The 15,184-nt window shown below is 34.5% G+C and carries 11 protein-coding genes; 5 read left to right on the forward strand and 6 right to left on the reverse strand.

Translation table 11 applies throughout. The features are described 5' to 3' along the window. Positions 1 to 141: 141 nt before the first annotated feature. From ACEN2H_RS14960 to ACEN2H_RS14975, 4 genes are all read right to left on the reverse strand, one after another. Positions 142 to 441, reverse strand: coding sequence for a TolC family protein (locus tag ACEN2H_RS14960; RefSeq protein WP_441733738.1), 300 nt, complete (start codon positions 439 to 441; stop codon positions 142 to 144). After that, complete coding sequence (locus ACEN2H_RS14965; protein ID WP_441733740.1) at positions 384 to 1,466, reverse strand: TolC family protein; 1,083 nt, start codon at positions 1,464 to 1,466, stop codon at positions 384 to 386. Before ACEN2H_RS14965 ends, ACEN2H_RS14960 begins: the two co-directional genes overlap by 58 nt. Continuing rightward, positions 1,456 to 2,088 carry a TetR/AcrR family transcriptional regulator gene (locus ACEN2H_RS14970; protein WP_441733742.1) on the reverse strand — a complete coding sequence of 211 codons (633 nt, stop codon included), beginning with the start codon at positions 2,086 to 2,088 and terminating at the stop codon, positions 1,456 to 1,458. The genes ACEN2H_RS14965 and ACEN2H_RS14970 overlap by 11 nt, the downstream gene beginning before the upstream one ends. 296 nt (positions 2,089 to 2,384) lie before the next feature. Continuing rightward, positions 2,385 to 2,774, reverse strand: coding sequence for a DUF1398 domain-containing protein (locus ACEN2H_RS14975; RefSeq protein WP_441733744.1), 390 nt, complete (start codon positions 2,772 to 2,774; stop codon positions 2,385 to 2,387). 477 nt (positions 2,775 to 3,251) lie between these two features. Here ACEN2H_RS14975 and dnaK point away from each other — a divergent pair, with 477 nt between their 5' ends. Beyond that, positions 3,252 to 5,135, forward strand: a complete 1,884-nt coding sequence (dnaK, locus tag ACEN2H_RS14980) for a molecular chaperone DnaK (RefSeq protein WP_441733746.1) — start codon at positions 3,252 to 3,254, stop codon at positions 5,133 to 5,135. Between the two features lie 93 nt (positions 5,136 to 5,228). On the opposite strand, the gene ACEN2H_RS14985 is transcribed toward dnaK, so the two are convergent. Further along, on the reverse strand, positions 5,229 to 6,131 hold the full coding sequence (locus ACEN2H_RS14985) for a Brp/Blh family beta-carotene 15,15'-dioxygenase (protein ID WP_441733748.1): 903 nt from the start codon (positions 6,129 to 6,131) through the stop codon (positions 5,229 to 5,231). Between the two features lie 112 nt (positions 6,132 to 6,243). Between ACEN2H_RS14985 and ACEN2H_RS14990 the strand changes: the two genes are divergently transcribed. Further along, positions 6,244 to 6,969, forward strand: a complete 726-nt coding sequence (locus ACEN2H_RS14990; RefSeq protein ID WP_441733749.1) for a bacteriorhodopsin-like — start codon at positions 6,244 to 6,246, stop codon at positions 6,967 to 6,969. Positions 6,970 to 7,461: 492 nt separating this feature from the next. On the opposite strand, the gene ACEN2H_RS14995 is transcribed toward ACEN2H_RS14990, so the two are convergent. Beyond that, positions 7,462 to 10,023: a zinc-dependent metalloprotease gene (locus ACEN2H_RS14995; protein WP_441733751.1), complete on the reverse strand. Its 2,562-nt coding sequence runs from the start codon at positions 10,021 to 10,023 to the stop codon at positions 7,462 to 7,464. Positions 10,024 to 10,332: 309 nt separating this feature from the next. On the opposite strand from ACEN2H_RS14995, the gene corA reads away from it, so the two are divergent. The 3 genes from corA (at position 10,333) to ACEN2H_RS15010 (ending at position 14,874) form a co-directional block, all read left to right on the forward strand. Beyond that, the gene (gene corA, locus ACEN2H_RS15000; protein WP_441733753.1) at positions 10,333 to 11,403 is read left to right on the forward strand and encodes a magnesium/cobalt transporter CorA; all 1,071 of its coding nucleotides are present in this window, start codon (positions 10,333 to 10,335) and stop codon (positions 11,401 to 11,403) included. A 92-nt stretch (positions 11,404 to 11,495) separates the two neighbouring features. Then, complete coding sequence (gene pta, locus ACEN2H_RS15005) at positions 11,496 to 13,589, forward strand: phosphate acetyltransferase (RefSeq protein WP_441733755.1); 2,094 nt, start codon at positions 11,496 to 11,498, stop codon at positions 13,587 to 13,589. A 103-nt stretch (positions 13,590 to 13,692) separates the two neighbouring features. Then, positions 13,693 to 14,874, forward strand: a complete 1,182-nt coding sequence (locus ACEN2H_RS15010; protein WP_441733757.1) for an acetate/propionate family kinase — start codon at positions 13,693 to 13,695, stop codon at positions 14,872 to 14,874. Positions 14,875 to 15,184 lie beyond the last annotated feature (310 nt).

Raw genomic sequence — 15,184 nt, forward strand, 5'->3', positions numbered from 1 at the left:
AGCAAAGATATTTACTTATTTTGTATGTTTGTAAAACTTAAAATGTTAAAGTCCGATTATTAGGGGGTTAGACCAATAGCAACGAAGCTATTATAACGATAAACTTTATATTTGTCTTTTTCTTTGTCATTTTGGTGTCAGTTATATTTTTGAAAGGTTGAAGGTTTGGTTTAGCTGTCCAGTTACAGAAAGCAACTCGTAATATTTTTGAATAACATTAGCTTTCGCCAATGTTTTATTTATGTTAGAGCCCAATTGTTCCACATCGGCTTCCAATAAATCATTGGTATCAGAAAGTCCATTTTCATATTTCTCTCTAATTATTCGGTAATTTTCTGATGCTTGTTCAACAGCTTGATTGTAAACTAAATCTTGTTTTAGTGCTAAATCATAATCTTCGATGGCTTTCTGAACTTGTATTTTGATGTAATCGGTGAGCATTTCTTCAGAGCTTTGTATTTCCAAAGCTTTGCTTCGGCGATTTTCACATTCATACCATTTTTAAGAATACCACTTAAATCATAGGATACGCCAAGGCCAATATTCATTGCATTTTGAACGGTAATCACATTTTTTAGATCTAATGTGGTATACCCAGCTATGATTGAAATAGTAGGGTAGTAACCGCTTTTGGCAATCTGCACATTGGCAAGACTCGCTTTTTCCTGTAATCGAACTGCTTCTAAATCTTTTCGATTTACTAAGGCTGGCTCGTCATTAGTGGGAATATTGTCCATCTGAAAATTAGCAAAATCACTTTCTCTTATTTGTAATTTCGTTGTAGGATCCATTTTTAAAAGACTGGTGAGTTCAAAGTTTACTATGTTGAGGTCGCTTATAGCTCTGTCTAACGATAGCTGTACTTTAGAAACTTGTAGTTGTGACTTCAACAAATCATTTCTAGGAATAATTCCGTTTTTTTCCAATTCAAGAAAATCATCTACGCGTTGTTGTGCACTCTTTTGATTTTCTTTTAAGAGTTCTACCGTTTTTTGGGCTTTGTATAAACTTGCATAATAATTGATGACTTGCATGGCAACATCTTCTTTTGTTTGCATAGCGCTAGCAGCTTCAGCTTGATACATATTGTTATATGCTTTTATACTGTTCTGTGTTTTAAAACCGGGAAATACAGGAAGACTTGCATTAAGCTGTCCAATCATTAATTGATCTACTACAGGAAGCGGATCAGAGTTCGAAGCTTTGTTTAATTTTAAATTTATAGAAGCATTTGCTAAACGTTGATACTGTCCTGAGACTTTCAAGTCAGGGTATCTGCTGTTTTTTACGGATTGCAATTCGTATTTTTTTGTGAGCACTTTGGTCTTAGCCAAGTTTACTTCATTACTTTTTTCCCAAGCCAAATGGATGGCGGCATCGAGCGTAACGCTCTTTTTTTCTTGCGCTTTTATGGATGAAATTCCAATAAAGAAAATCCCAAAGAGCATTAATTGACTAACTTTCATATATCAGAAGTGCTTTTATTGTTTGTTGGATATGTTTTGTAAGCTTGGTTTTTACGTAATTGTTGTATAATTCGTCTGTCGAAAGCTGTAATAAATTTTTAAAGTAGGACTTGTTCATATGGAAATGAAAAAACGTACCCAAGATGGTAGGCGTAATCAGCGGAATAATAATGTCTTTTCTAAAAACACCTTTGTTTTGTCCTTCTTCAATAATGGTTTTTAATGCTTTTAAATTTCCGGCTCTCAGGTCATTTAACGCTTGAAAATCGAGGTCTCTTTTTGCGTCTGAAAACTCAAAATGTAATATTCTGTATATTCCTTTATTACAATTTATCCGATTAATATAAATTTCAATCAGTTTGTTTATTTTCTCTATGGGTTCTAGAGTTTCAACTGATAAATTTTCGATTTGAAATTTTAAGTCTTTAGTCCTTAAAATAATAAGAGACTCTAGTAAACGCTCTTTGGACCCAAAATAATAAGAGACCATTGCGATGTTAATTTTAGCTTCTCGAGCGATGTTTCGAATCGAGGTGCCATCAAAACCTTTTTCGGCAAATAAGGTCTCTGCTACTTCAAGTATCTTGATTTGCTTGTCGTTAAAAGGACTGCTAGATGACATATTTTTATTTATGGAACAAAATTAAATAACTGTTTAATTTAAACGAGCGTTTAATTTTTATTTTAACGTTATTTTAACAAGGTGTTGCGTACTCTGTTTTTTATTATAATGAGTTTGTCAATTTGCTTAAGGTTTCCAACACAATTTGTAAAAGGCAGAGGCTTTAAGTTTAGCGAAGGAAATTGTATTATTGAAGTCTTGCGCACTCTTATGATAACCTAGTAGTTTTGGTGTCGAATTTCTACTGCATTAATTGGAGAACGGTTTTAAAAGAGCAAATAAGATTTCCTAAAATATTAAACTGGAATTTTTTCGATCACAATCGCATCGCCTTCATTACTAAAATAAGTGCATGTCATTTCTATGATATCAATACGCGACATGGCAATACCGCATTGTGCAGCCTGTTGGCAAAAAGTGTAATAGTCTGTTTGACCGCTTTCGTGCATAACAAGACACTCGATAAAGCGCTCTTTATTTGCGAAAGCCGCAACGAATAATGGGTCAAATTTTTTATCTGTACTTGCTTCATGATCTGTATCACCATAATAGACTACTCGACCGTCAGCGATGAAGGTATTGTATCCTTTTATTCCTAGTTGTTTTAATTCGTGAATATAAATGGCAAAGTCAGTTTCTGTTTGTACTTTATCGTATGCTTGTTTGATTTGTTCTAGAGTAAACATGTTTTTTTGTTTTAATTATTTTGTGGAAATGGTTTGCAAAGATAGGTTATCTGAAAAAATAAATTTTGTCCATTTAGTTTGCTTAAAATTACAGTAATTCTTCCAGCGTAATTCAGGAAGCTAAACCGATTGGCTTTTGGTACGTGTTTCGGATTAGCTGCATTGACTTAGCCCTGATAGTAGCGGCATCCTTTATGTTCTTTCTTTAGGGAACATAAAGATATAGCGGATAGCAGGAAAAGCTCCTGAAATGAGTTCTTGTTAAACTAAAGCCTCTATCCGATCTGTAAATCTTATTCTAGATCACAACTATTGAAAACAGTGACAAACCTCCAAAATGTCAGTTTGTCAGATTGCTTTGCGACAATTTTAACAAAGACTGACAATTTATGGAGGCATTTTGCATTGGCACAAAGATTGACTAAACGACATTGAGTTGTTAAAATAAGTATATACTATAATTAAATATAAATAAAAATGGGTAAAATAATCGGAATTGATTTAGGTACGACAAACTCTTGTGTTTCTGTAATGGAAGGTAATGAAGCAGTTGTTATTCCTAATTCAGAAGGAAAAAGAACAACACCATCTATCATAGCTTTTGTAGAAGGTGGCGAAATTAAAGTAGGAGATCCTGCAAAAAGACAAGCGGTAACGAATCCTACCAAAACAATTGCTTCTATTAAACGTTTTATGGGTCATTCTTTTGCTGAAGTTACGGCTGAATCAAAAAGAGTTTCTTACAAAGTGGTAAAAGGGGACAACAATACTCCACGTGTGGATATTGATGGTCGTTTATACACTGCACAAGAATTGTCAGCGATGACACTTCAAAAAATGAAAAAAACAGCTGAAGACTATTTAGGTCAAACTGTTACTGAAGCGGTTATTACTGTTCCAGCTTACTTTAATGATGCACAACGTCAAGCTACAAAAGAAGCTGGTGAAATTGCAGGTCTTAAAGTAATGCGTATTATCAACGAGCCTACAGCAGCAGCGCTTGCTTACGGACTTGATAAAAAAGGTAAAGATCAAAAAATTGCTGTTTATGATTTAGGTGGAGGTACATTTGATATTTCTGTTCTTGAATTAGGAGACGGAGTTTTTGAAGTTTTGTCTACAAACGGAGATACTCACTTAGGTGGGGATGATTTTGACCATGAAATTATTGACTGGTTAGCGGAAGAATTTTTGAAAGATGAAAGCATTGACTTGCGTTTAGACCCAATGTCTTTGCAGCGTTTGAAAGAAGCTGCTGAAAAAGCAAAAATTGAATTGTCTTCTTCTACTGAAACTGAAATCAACTTACCTTACGTAACTGCAACAGCTTCAGGACCAAAACACTTAGTTAAGAAATTATCTAGATCTAAATTTGAGCAATTAACTGACTCATTAGTAAAACGTTCTATGGCACCAGTTGCTAAAGCGTTGAAAGATGCAGGTTTATCTGTTTCTGATATTGACGAAGTAATCCTTGTAGGGGGTTCTACTCGTATGCCAAAAATCGCTGACGAAGTAGAAAAATTCTTTGGTAAAAAAGCGTCTAAAGGAGTTAACCCTGATGAGGTTGTTGCAATTGGAGCAGCTATTCAAGGTGGAGTTCTTTCTGGAGATGTAAAAGATGTATTGTTACTTGACGTTACACCTTTATCTCTAGGTATCGAAACTATGGGTGGTGTTATGACAACTCTTATCGAGTCGAATACTACTATTCCAACTAAAAAGTCACAAGTATTCTCTACTGCTGCAGATTCTCAACCAACAGTTGAAATTCACGTATTGCAAGGAGCTAGAGCAATGGCTGCTGACAACAAAACAATCGGTCGTTTCCATTTAGATGGTATACCACCAGCACAAAGAGGTGTTCCACAAATTGAAGTAACTTTTGACATTGATGCTAACGGTATCATCAAAGTTTCTGCAACTGACAAAGGAACAGGAAAATCTCATGATATTCGTATCGAAGCTTCTTCTGGTTTAACATCTGAGGAAATCGAAAGAATGAAAAAAGACGCTGAAGCTAATGCAGATGCTGACAAAATCGCAAGAGAAAGAGCTGAAAAATTGAACGAAGCAGACGGAATGATTTTCCAAACTGAAACTCAATTGAAAGATCTTGGAGCAAAATTGTCTGATGAAAACAAAGTTGCTGTTGAGTATGCATTGACTGAATTGAGAATGGCTCACCAATCTCAAGACATTCCAGCTATTCAAACTGCACTTGATAATATCAATGCTGCTTGGAAAACTGCTACTGAAGCAATGTACGCTGAAGGAGAAAAAGGTCAAGGCGCTGCACAGCCAGAAGCTGAAGCAGAAGGAGATGATGTTCAAGACGTAGATTACGAAGAAGTAAAATAATTATTTCTTACTGCAAAGAGATGCCCGCGTGTCTCTTTGCTTAATACAAAGTAAACCGTTCGCCTTTTTGGTGAACGGTTTTTTTTTATGCCTCTATTTCTTGTATGCGTTTTTTTTACCGCTAAGCATTTTTGTAATGACTAATGCGTGAGGAAATGTTATAGCAGCCAAAAAAGAGAAAAATAAAGCGTTGAATATCTGCTGTTCTCTAAATACATAATAGAGAAGAGCTATTCCTACTATTGAAAGGAACCAATAAATTCCAGCGTCGCGACAGTAGGCGACAAAGTATTTCAAGGAATATGATCCATTTAAAAACTTTATTTGGTCAATTATAGAGGGAATACTATGCCAGAAGACGAAATAAATAGCAAAGCCCCATATCAGACTAGAAGAATGAAAAATAACCGTAAATAGAACCAAATAAAAGAACTCAGTAAGAAGTTTTTTTCTGATTCTGTCTAACTTCCAATAAAAATAAATACTCAGAACAAGAAAAATAGCGGCTGAAATTATTAATGAAAGTTCAATATATGTAGTAGGTATGTTGACTTTTGAGATAGTAAATATAATGCCTTGTACTTGTTCTGTGTGAGAATTAAAAAGCAATAATAAGATTAGTAATCCATAGAAAAACTGGAATAGGACCAAAACCACTTTGGGAAATTCATGCTCTAAATTTTGCCATTGCTGTTCCCCAAAATGATAGGCGCTTACAATGATGAATAATGAAAGAGCGATTTCAGGAACTAAGAAAAATAAAAGTATTCCTGATAAAACTACTACTAGATAGTATATTAGTACTTTAAGTGCTGAATTTGAGTTTTGTTTTGATTTTATATTTTTAATTAAAAGTAAATCATTTGCTCCATGTAAAATTCCAAAGGTAAAAATAAATATAAAACCAGAGATAATCTGGAGCTTAGTAGAAAAATAAGAATCCATCCATAAGCCGAAAAAGCTTGCTACAATTGCAATATTTGTATAATTTTTCATGAAATTTAATTATTTCTCAAAATTAAATAAAAAATAATAAACAAAAGTCATTTTGTTTGTGGAACAATTTATATATTTACCTGAACAAAAAAAATAACCTAATTTTTTAACTATGACAAATTTAATGTTTATTTCAGGACTAGTCGGAAAGTTATCTCCTACGGACTATGTAGGATTCACTTTCTTCGTAGGTTGCATGGCTATGATGGCTGCATCTGCATTTTTCTTTTTATCGCTGAGCCAGTTTGACAAAAAATGGCGTACTTCAGTGTTGGTTTCAGGTTTAATTACCTTTATTGCCGCAGTACATTATTTCTACATGAGAGATTATTGGGCAAGTTTCGGTGAATCGCCTACTTTTTTCCGTTATGTTGACTGGGTATTAACGGTGCCATTAATGTGTCTTGAGTTTTACCTTATACTAAAAGTAGCAGGCGCAAAACAGTCTTTATTATGGAAAATGATTATTTACTCTCTTGTCATGTTAGTTACAGGCTATTGGGGTGAGGTCGTTGATCCAAGTAACGCAGCTCTTTGGGGATTCTTTTCGGGTGTTGCTTATTTCTTAATTGTTTATGAAATATGGATTGGTGAGGCTGCTAAATTGGCCAAAGCTGCGGGTGGAAACACACTTGCTGCACACAAAATACTATGTTGGTTTGTACTTGTAGGATGGGCAATTTACCCATTAGGATACATGTTAGGAACTGATGGATGGTACACTGGTTTTGTAGGTAAAGGAAGCGTTGATGCAGTTTACAACATCGCTGATGCTATCAACAAAATAGGGTTTGGATTAGTAATCTACACTCTTGCTTCAAAATCTCAAACTAACTAATAAAAACCTATTTTTATTTGTTCATTAAATCCGAGCTAGCAATAGTTCGGCTTTTTTTGTCTTGTTATAAAGTAAAACCTGAATTGTTTCTAAAACGCCTCCAGTTTTGTTATTTTTCGAATGTTATCTTTTGTAGTGCTGACTATGTTGAATTAATATTATACACATCGTAAAGAAACAAAAATTATGCTGTTAGAATCGTTTTCCTTTTTAAAGAGATATTTTAGCACCTAAACCTACTTCAAATTGATAAAAGCAAATTTACTGAGTTGCTACATCATTTTACATAATTGCAAATCTTGTTTTAACTAATTTTCAAAACTAAAATAGCAATGATTTGCTTTGCGGTGGTAGCTTGCCAAATAAAAACCCGATCCGTTTTAGAAAAAGATCGGGTTTCTTATAAAAGTAACGTAACATTTTTTTAGAGTAAAACACTAAATAAATCACAAAAAGGGCCGGAGTCTTTGAAAGCCTTCCTTTTCTAAAGAATTATTTAGGATCGAGTGCTTCTCCAATTCTAGAAACTAAGTCGAGAACATGATACTCACTCATTTTGTCTGTCATTCTTGGTGTCGCTGATTTAAGTTCGTTTTTTAATTTGATGAGCTGTCCTCGGGCAATAGAAGGTAAATCTGTTTGAGCTAGATTGACATTTCTTGTTTTGAATCCGTAAGTAACTCCTACTGGAACGGATCTGACGTTTGCTGTACCTGGTTTTAGTAATTCAATCATCTTGTCAACATACAGTTTTTGGATGTTTCTTCTGTAGATGTCAATTGAGTTTTTGTTATTAAGTTCTGAAAAGATCCCTTTGTTCAAATCATTTATTAATTCATTAACAGAATAGTTATCTATACTTGCTGAAGAGGTTTCCAAAAGTCGAACCATTCTATCTCCGGCCAATAAGCTGTTTAAGGTGCCATCTTGCATTTCTTTTATTGCTTCAACGCCATTTTCTGGGTTGATTTTTGCGAGTATATCTTGATTTAATAACCATTTCGGAGTGGAGAATAACTGAGTGTTCAAGAATGCTACTGCATCTTTTTGAATGCTTTTTGGAACTACTTCAAATTGATTACCAGTCATGTCATATGTTTTGGGACTATCATATATTCCTCCCACATTTTTAGTAACATGCCCCATATATCTTCGGAACTGTCCCGTTAGTGCTCCATAAAGCTCATTTAACTCAGCATAACTCTCACCATCTTCTTTCGACCATTCTATTAAGTTAGGTAAAATTCGTTTTAGATTTTTAATCCCGTATTCAGACGCTCTCATGGCGTTGTCTCCAATATCTTCGGTTTGATACCTTGGATCATAAGGACTAGTTTCTGAACCAAACCACAAGCGACGGTTCTCGTAAGCCTCTTTAGTCATTTCATTTAAAAATGCTTTTTCTTCTGCCTCAGTCTTTGTGTCTTCAAAGTAGGTGTATCCCCATTTAATAGCCCATTTGTCGTAGTCTCCAATTCTTGGAAACAAACTCGTAACACTATCTTCTGGTTGAGCTACATAATTAAAACGAGCGTAGTCCATAATAGATGAAGTGTGCCCGTTTTTTTCTTGGTATTCCTTATCTCTAAGTTTTTCAACAGGAGTAGCTGAACTGGCTCCCATATTATGACGTAATCCTAATGTGTGACCTACCTCATGGGAAGAAACAAAACGAATCAATTCCCCCATTAATTTATCATCAAATTTTTTAGATCGTGCAGCTGGATCTACAGCAGCTGTCTGGATCATATACCAATTTCTTAATAGACTCATGATATTGTGATACCAACCAATGTGACTTTCTAGGATCTCCCCACTGCGTGGATCATGAACGTTAGGTCCATAAGCATTTTGGATATCGGCAGCGAAATATCTTAACACTGAAAAGCGAGCGTCTTCTAAACTCATTGCGGGATCGTTCTCAGGCCAATATTCGCCTCGAATAGCATTTTTCCAACCGGCATTTTCAAAGGCTATTTGCCAATCGTCAATGCCTTGTTTGATGAATTTTTTCCATTTTTCTGGCGTAGCTGGATCAATGTAATAGACAAGTGGCTTTAATGGTTCAATTAATTCGCCCAGTTTTTGTTTTTGTGCATCTTCAGCTGACTTAGGTTCTAAACGCCATCTTACCGCGAATACTTTTGTTTCTGATTTCTGTGACTCTTCCTCAAAAACATCGTATTTATTTGCAAAATAACCAACACGAGCATCAAATTCTCTTTTACGCATAGGTGTCTTTGGTAATAAAATCATAGAAGTATTGATCTCTAAAGTAACTACTCCAGCATCCAATGCTGATGGTAAATCAACACCAATTTTTTTTGTTGGTGTAGTATTAATTTTTGGAGGTGTGGTGGTAAAAGTTTTTACACTTCTAATTTCAGTGTTAATAGGGAAACTACTTATTTTTGAGATAAAAGATTTGTCTTTTTGAAATTTATCAATATTCAATAACTGCTTCTTGATTGGATCTAGTGAAAAAGTTTGAACATCAGCATCGAATGTTGTCGATAGATCCAGGACATAACCAGTTATTTTTCCTTGTTCATCTTTTTTGTATGCTAAAACATCGTAATTACCAATGATTGGATCTGAATTTGAGTTTTTAACTGCTTGAGCCATTGGTTTGTCGTCATCTGGAGACATGATAACATAAGTTATTGATCTAAGGAGTATATTGTCGTTGAGCCCTTTTTCCCATCGCACGACCTGTCTGTTGATTTCTTCTCCACCAAAAATTCCTCCTCCGGCTGGAGTTTTAGAATATCGGGTTATGGTCATCATTTCGCTTCCCAAAAGGGAATCTGGAATTTCAAAAAGGTATTTGTTGTCTATTTTATGAACATCAATTAAGCCTTTTTGAGTAACTGCGCTACTATCAACTACTTTTTTGTAAGGTTTAGGTTCTTTTTTAACATCAGCTGGTTTTTCTTTAACTGCTGTAATGGGATTTTTATCTCCCTTTTTCTTTTTCTTATTTTGTGCAAACGTTCCCTGAAGGGAAAAAAATAGTGAATAGATAATAATTAAGGTTAGTTTTTTTCTTAGCATTTAGATAAATATTTTAGATAGTTTAAGGGTTAGGTTTTCTAGATAAGTGTGTTTCTTTCGAGAAACATATCCAAATTTATTGATTTTTTTTTCCAAAAAAAAATATTAGCGTAAGAAAAATCTAATAATTAATATTTGGGAATGTTCTACTTTTAGATGAAGTAATACATTTTGTTCCGTCAAAGAATAGTTTATTTCATTGTATATTTGTTTCAAAAAGATTGAATTAATTTTTTTTTCGTTTCTGGTGCCTAATGGGGTAGTAATGAGATTTTTTTTTTCGTAATATTACCATACATATAGTACTGCATGAGAAAAATTAAATTTAAAAAAAGCCACAAAGGACAGTCCAGTCAACTAGAGTATACGGGGCGTCACAAAAAATTTGAGTCAGAAATGCAATTGTTTGTGTACGACGATTTGAAAATGACCGAGTATGAAGACCTGGATGTCTTAGACTTTGAAAAATGTATTATTTCGGATCAAAATAATTGGCTCAATTTGCATGGCTTAAACGAAATTGAAATTATTGAATCCATAGGTGTGTTTTTCAAAATAGACAACTTTCTACTTTCTGACATCTTAAATACTGGTAGGAGGACAAAGCTTGAAGAACTATCTGATACTTTGTTTTTTAATATAAAGTCGATGCTACCCGCAGAACATTCCGACAACATAAGCGTTGAGCAGATTAGCTTCTTAATAAAAGAAGGTGTTTTGATTTCTTTTCAAGAAAAAAGAAGTGATTTTTTTATTCACATCAGAGAGCGTATTCGAAATCATGTAGGAACCATTAGGTCAAAAAAAGTAGATTTTTTACTCTATCTTTTGCTAGATGCAATTATCGAAAATTTCTACGTGACCATTGAAAATGAAGAAGATAAGGTGGAGGAATTAATTAATTTATCCAAGAATAGTGCTGACCCATCACTATTGGTGCGAATTGAGAAACACAGAGATAATTTTAATTTCTTAAAACGTTCAATAATTCCACTCCGTGATTCTTTGTATGCGATTAAAATGTTGAAAGAAGACGGAGAATTTACAGTGATTGAGCAGGAAACGTTCAACTATTTTTCTCGGTTGCATCAAAAAAGTTTGGAATTATTAGAGCAAATAGATTCAGACATGGGAATGCTTGAGAGTGCCTCTAATTTCTTTTTTTCGTCACAAACGCATAAAATGAATGAAATTATGAAGACCCTGACGATTGTTTCGGCGATATTCATTCCTTTAACTTTTATCGCAGGAATTTATGGAATGAATTTCGAACATATGCCTGAACTGCAGTTCAGAAACGGGTATTTCGTAGTTATTGCTGTTATGTTTTTAATCGTAATGGGAATGATTGTGTATTTTAAAAAGAGAGATTGGTTTTAAAAAGAAGTTTGAAGTAGTAAAGGCCATCGAATCACCATATTTAAAAGATAGCCTCAGCAATATAATTTGGATTAACAATAGAAATAAAGAGAATGAACAAGGCAATATATATAGCAACAAGTGAGCATAACAGCGGGAAATCTATAATAACGCTTGGTTTAATGAGTATGCTAATCGGAAAAACTGCTAAAGTGGGTTATTTTAGGCCCATAATCGAAGATTTCGAGGATGGTAAACTTGACAATCATATCGAAACGGTGATTAATCACTTTAGTCTGAATATTGCTTTTGAGGATGCCTTTGCCATTACAAAAAGTAAACTTATCAAGAAGAAAAATAAAGGGAAGATTGGGGAAGTATTAGATCTAATTATTGATAAATATAAAAAATTAGAGGAGCAGTTCGATTTCGTTTTGGTCGAAGGAACCAGTTTTAGCGGAGAAGGGACGGTGATTGAATTGGACATGAATGTGTTGATCGCAAAAAACTTGGGAATACCAACTATAATCGTTGGTTCAGGAGTAGGGAAAACCTTAGATGAACTGATCGACAGTCTATATTTGGCCTACGACTCATTTAAGGTGAAGGACGTTGAAGTGTTAGCTGTAATTGCAAATAAAGTGCAACTCGAAAACATAAAATTGGTAACAGAAGGTCTTAAATCTAGCTTGCCTGCGGATGTTTTAGTCAATGCTATCCCTATTATATCCAGTTTAAACAACCCCACAATTAAAGAAATTGTAGAGGAGCTTCGTGCTAAAGTATTGTTTGGTGCCGAATTTTTAAATAATGAAATTGGTAGTTTCAGTGTAGGAGCTATGCAATTGCGTAACTATTTGTTGCATTTAAAAGAAAAGGCTCTTGTAATCACTCCCGGTGATAGGGCTGATATCATTTTAGGTGCTTTACAGGCTAATGAATCTGCCAATTATCCTACAATCTCAGGAATAGTATTGACAGGGAATATAGTGCCTGATGACAGTATTCTTAAGTTAATTGAAGGTTTGACCAGCATTGTACCTATTATCTCAGTTGAAGGTGGAACCTATAGTATCACTAATAGAATAGGAGATATCAAGTCTAAGATATATGCTAATAATTCCCAAAAAATTGAAACCTCTATAAACACTTTTGAGAAGTATATAGATTTGGACAGTTTGTCTGAAAAGCTAAGCGCTTTTGAAGCAGAAGGAATGACACCAAAAATGTTTCAATACAATTTAGTAAAAAGAGCTAGAAAACATAGAAAACATATTGTTTTACCTGAAGGCAATGACGATAGAATTCTAATGGCAAGTTCTCGTTTATTAACGATGGATGTGGTCGACATTTCAATTATTGGCAACAAAAAACAAATTGAAAATAAAGTGGCAGAATTGGGAATACCTTTTGACTTTTCGAAAATAAAAATTATCAATCCAATTGAATCAGAGTACTATGAGGATTATGTAAACACCTATTACGAGTTGCGAAAAGCTAAAAACGTGACATTGGGAATGGCTAAAGATTTGATGGAAGACGTGTCCTATTTTGGAACAATGATGGTTTACAAGGGAGATGCAGACGGAATGGTTTCTGGGGCTGCACACACAACCCAGCATACGATCTTGCCAGCTTTGCAATTCATCAAAACTAAACCTGATAGCTGTATCGTTTCTTCGATATTTTTTATGTGTCTAGAAGATCGGGTTTCTATTTTTGGTGATTGTGCCATCAATCCTAATCCGACAGCGGAACAATTGGCAGAGATTGCCATTTCTTCAGCCGATTCGAGTTTGGCTTTCGGTATAGAGCCAAAAATTGCTATGCTCTCTTACTCTTCAGGTGATTCTGGCAAAGGAGACGAGGTAGAAAAAGTAAGGACGGCGACAGAAATAGTTCGCAAAAAACGTCCGGATCTTAAAATCGAAGGTCCCATTCAATATGATGCTGCCGTGGATATGGAAATTGGGAAAAGCAAAATGCCAAATTCCGAAGTGGCGGGGCAAGCCAGCGTACTCATTTTCCCTGATTTAAACACGGGAAACAATACCTATAAAGCCGTTCAACGAGAAACTGGAGCATTAGCAATAGGTCCAATGTTGCAGGGATTAAACAAACCTGTAAATGATTTAAGTCGAGGCTGCACCGTAGATGATATAATAAACACAGTCGTGATTACTGCAATACAGGCGCAGGGATTGTAGTAAGTTTCAAGTTTAAAAAAAAAAAACAGTAATAAATACAAAGTTATTTAGTTCAGTCACTCTCTTTTTTAGATAGGGCAGGGTAGAGAAAAAATATATAATAATGAAAATAGTAATTATAAATTCGGGGAGTTCTTCTATAAAATACCAATTAATTGATATGCCAAGCAGTCAAGTTATTTGCTCTGGTATGATCGACAGAATAGGATTGGAAACTTCGAACCTTAGTTATGAAACACAGAACGCAAAGCTGGAAGAGGTTTTGCCTATTGCCACGCATAAAATTGGTTTAGAAAAGATTGCCCAATTGTTGATGGACGAAAAAAAGGGGGTAATCAAAAGTACAAAAGAGATCGACGCAGTTGGGCATCGAGTAGTTCACGGTGGAGCGGATTTTACTAATACGGTTATAATAAGTCCCGAGGTAAAAGAAAAGATAAAAGCACTTTTTGCTTTAGCACCTTTACATAACCCCGCCAATCTCGAAGGGATAATTGTAGCCGAAGCCATTTTTACAAATGCAATACAAATTGCTGTTTTTGATACCGCTTTTCATCAAACTATTCCGGTTGTCGCTCATAAGTATGCAATCCCCAATAAATTATTGGTTGAAAATAAAATTAGGGTTTATGGCTTTCACGGTACGAGTCATAAGTATGTTTCCGAAAAAGCAATGGATTGTTTGGAAAATAGTTCTAAGATAATATCAATTCATTTGGGCAATGGTTGTAGTATGACCGCCATTAAAGATGGCAAAAGTATTGATCATAGTCTTGGTTTTGCTCCTTCTAATGGATTGATTATGGGAACGAGAAGTGGAGATATAGATCATTCGTTAGTGTTTTATATGGTCAACACTTTGGGTTATACTTTAGACGCGGTAAATAATTTATTGCTTAAAGAAAGTGGAATGCTTGGGCTTACAGGATTTAGTGATTTAAGGGATATAGAGGCAAATGCGGAGAAGGGAAATGCTGAATGCCAATTGGCTTTAGATATGAATGCCTATCGAATAAAGAAGTATATAGGATCTTATGCAGCTGTTTTGAATGGCTTGGACGCAATTGTTTTTACAGCAGGAATTGGTGAAAATTCTTCTTATATCAGGAAACTGGTATGTACTGATATGGATTATTTTGGAATTAAGTTAGATGATGCTAAAAATGAAATTCGTTCCAAAGAAATAAGGGAAATCAATACGAAAGATGCCAAAACAAAAATATTGGTAGTACCCACCAATGAAGAGTATGAGATCGCAAACCAGGTTTATGAACTTTTATCATAATAAATAAAATAGATTTGTGACATAGAGCTTCTCGACAGAGAAGCTTTTTTTATACTTTATATTGAATAATTCGTACTACAACGGAGTTAACTGAAAACAGATTTATTGCGAGTTTTTGTAGGAACTGTTTCTAGTGTAGATGAGGATGTCGGTTTTGAGTTGATTAAATAATGTTGGTTTATTCACAGCTATCCGAAAGTTTTACTAAAAATCAAAAAAACGATTCATACATCCACTAGATTCAATTAGTTAATGCAACTCTCAGGAAAAGGGATAGGATAATTTTTTCAAAAGAAAGGACATTAAAGTC

Origin of the sequence: Flavobacterium sp. W22_SRS_FP1 (assembly GCF_052113685.1) — a bacterium.
Classification (GTDB): domain Bacteria; phylum Bacteroidota; class Bacteroidia; order Flavobacteriales; family Flavobacteriaceae; genus Flavobacterium.

What these genes read in the sequence shown, in the direction of transcription:
- ACEN2H_RS14995 (WP_441733751.1), bottom strand. Translation starts at nt 10,023, where the DNA reads ATGCTAAGAAAAAAACTAACCTTAATTATTATCTATTCACTATTTTTT.
- ACEN2H_RS14975 (WP_441733744.1), bottom strand. Translation starts at nt 2,774, where the DNA reads ATGTTTACTCTAGAACAAATCAAACAAGCATACGATAAAGTACAAACA.
- ACEN2H_RS14985 (WP_441733748.1), bottom strand. Translation starts at nt 6,131, where the DNA reads ATGAAAAATTATACAAATATTGCAATTGTAGCAAGCTTTTTCGGCTTA.
- dnaK (WP_441733746.1), top strand. Translation starts at nt 3,252, where the DNA reads ATGGGTAAAATAATCGGAATTGATTTAGGTACGACAAACTCTTGTGTT.
- corA (WP_441733753.1), top strand. Translation starts at nt 10,333, where the DNA reads ATGAGAAAAATTAAATTTAAAAAAAGCCACAAAGGACAGTCCAGTCAA.
- pta (WP_441733755.1), top strand. Translation starts at nt 11,496, where the DNA reads ATGAACAAGGCAATATATATAGCAACAAGTGAGCATAACAGCGGGAAA.
- ACEN2H_RS14965 (WP_441733740.1), bottom strand. Translation starts at nt 1,466, where the DNA reads ATGAAAGTTAGTCAATTAATGCTCTTTGGGATTTTCTTTATTGGAATT.
- ACEN2H_RS14960 (WP_441733738.1), bottom strand. Translation starts at nt 441, where the DNA reads ATGCTCACCGATTACATCAAAATACAAGTTCAGAAAGCCATCGAAGAT.
- ACEN2H_RS14970 (WP_441733742.1), bottom strand. Translation starts at nt 2,088, where the DNA reads ATGTCATCTAGCAGTCCTTTTAACGACAAGCAAATCAAGATACTTGAA.
- ACEN2H_RS14990 (WP_441733749.1), top strand. Translation starts at nt 6,244, where the DNA reads ATGACAAATTTAATGTTTATTTCAGGACTAGTCGGAAAGTTATCTCCT.
- ACEN2H_RS15010 (WP_441733757.1), top strand. Translation starts at nt 13,693, where the DNA reads ATGAAAATAGTAATTATAAATTCGGGGAGTTCTTCTATAAAATACCAA.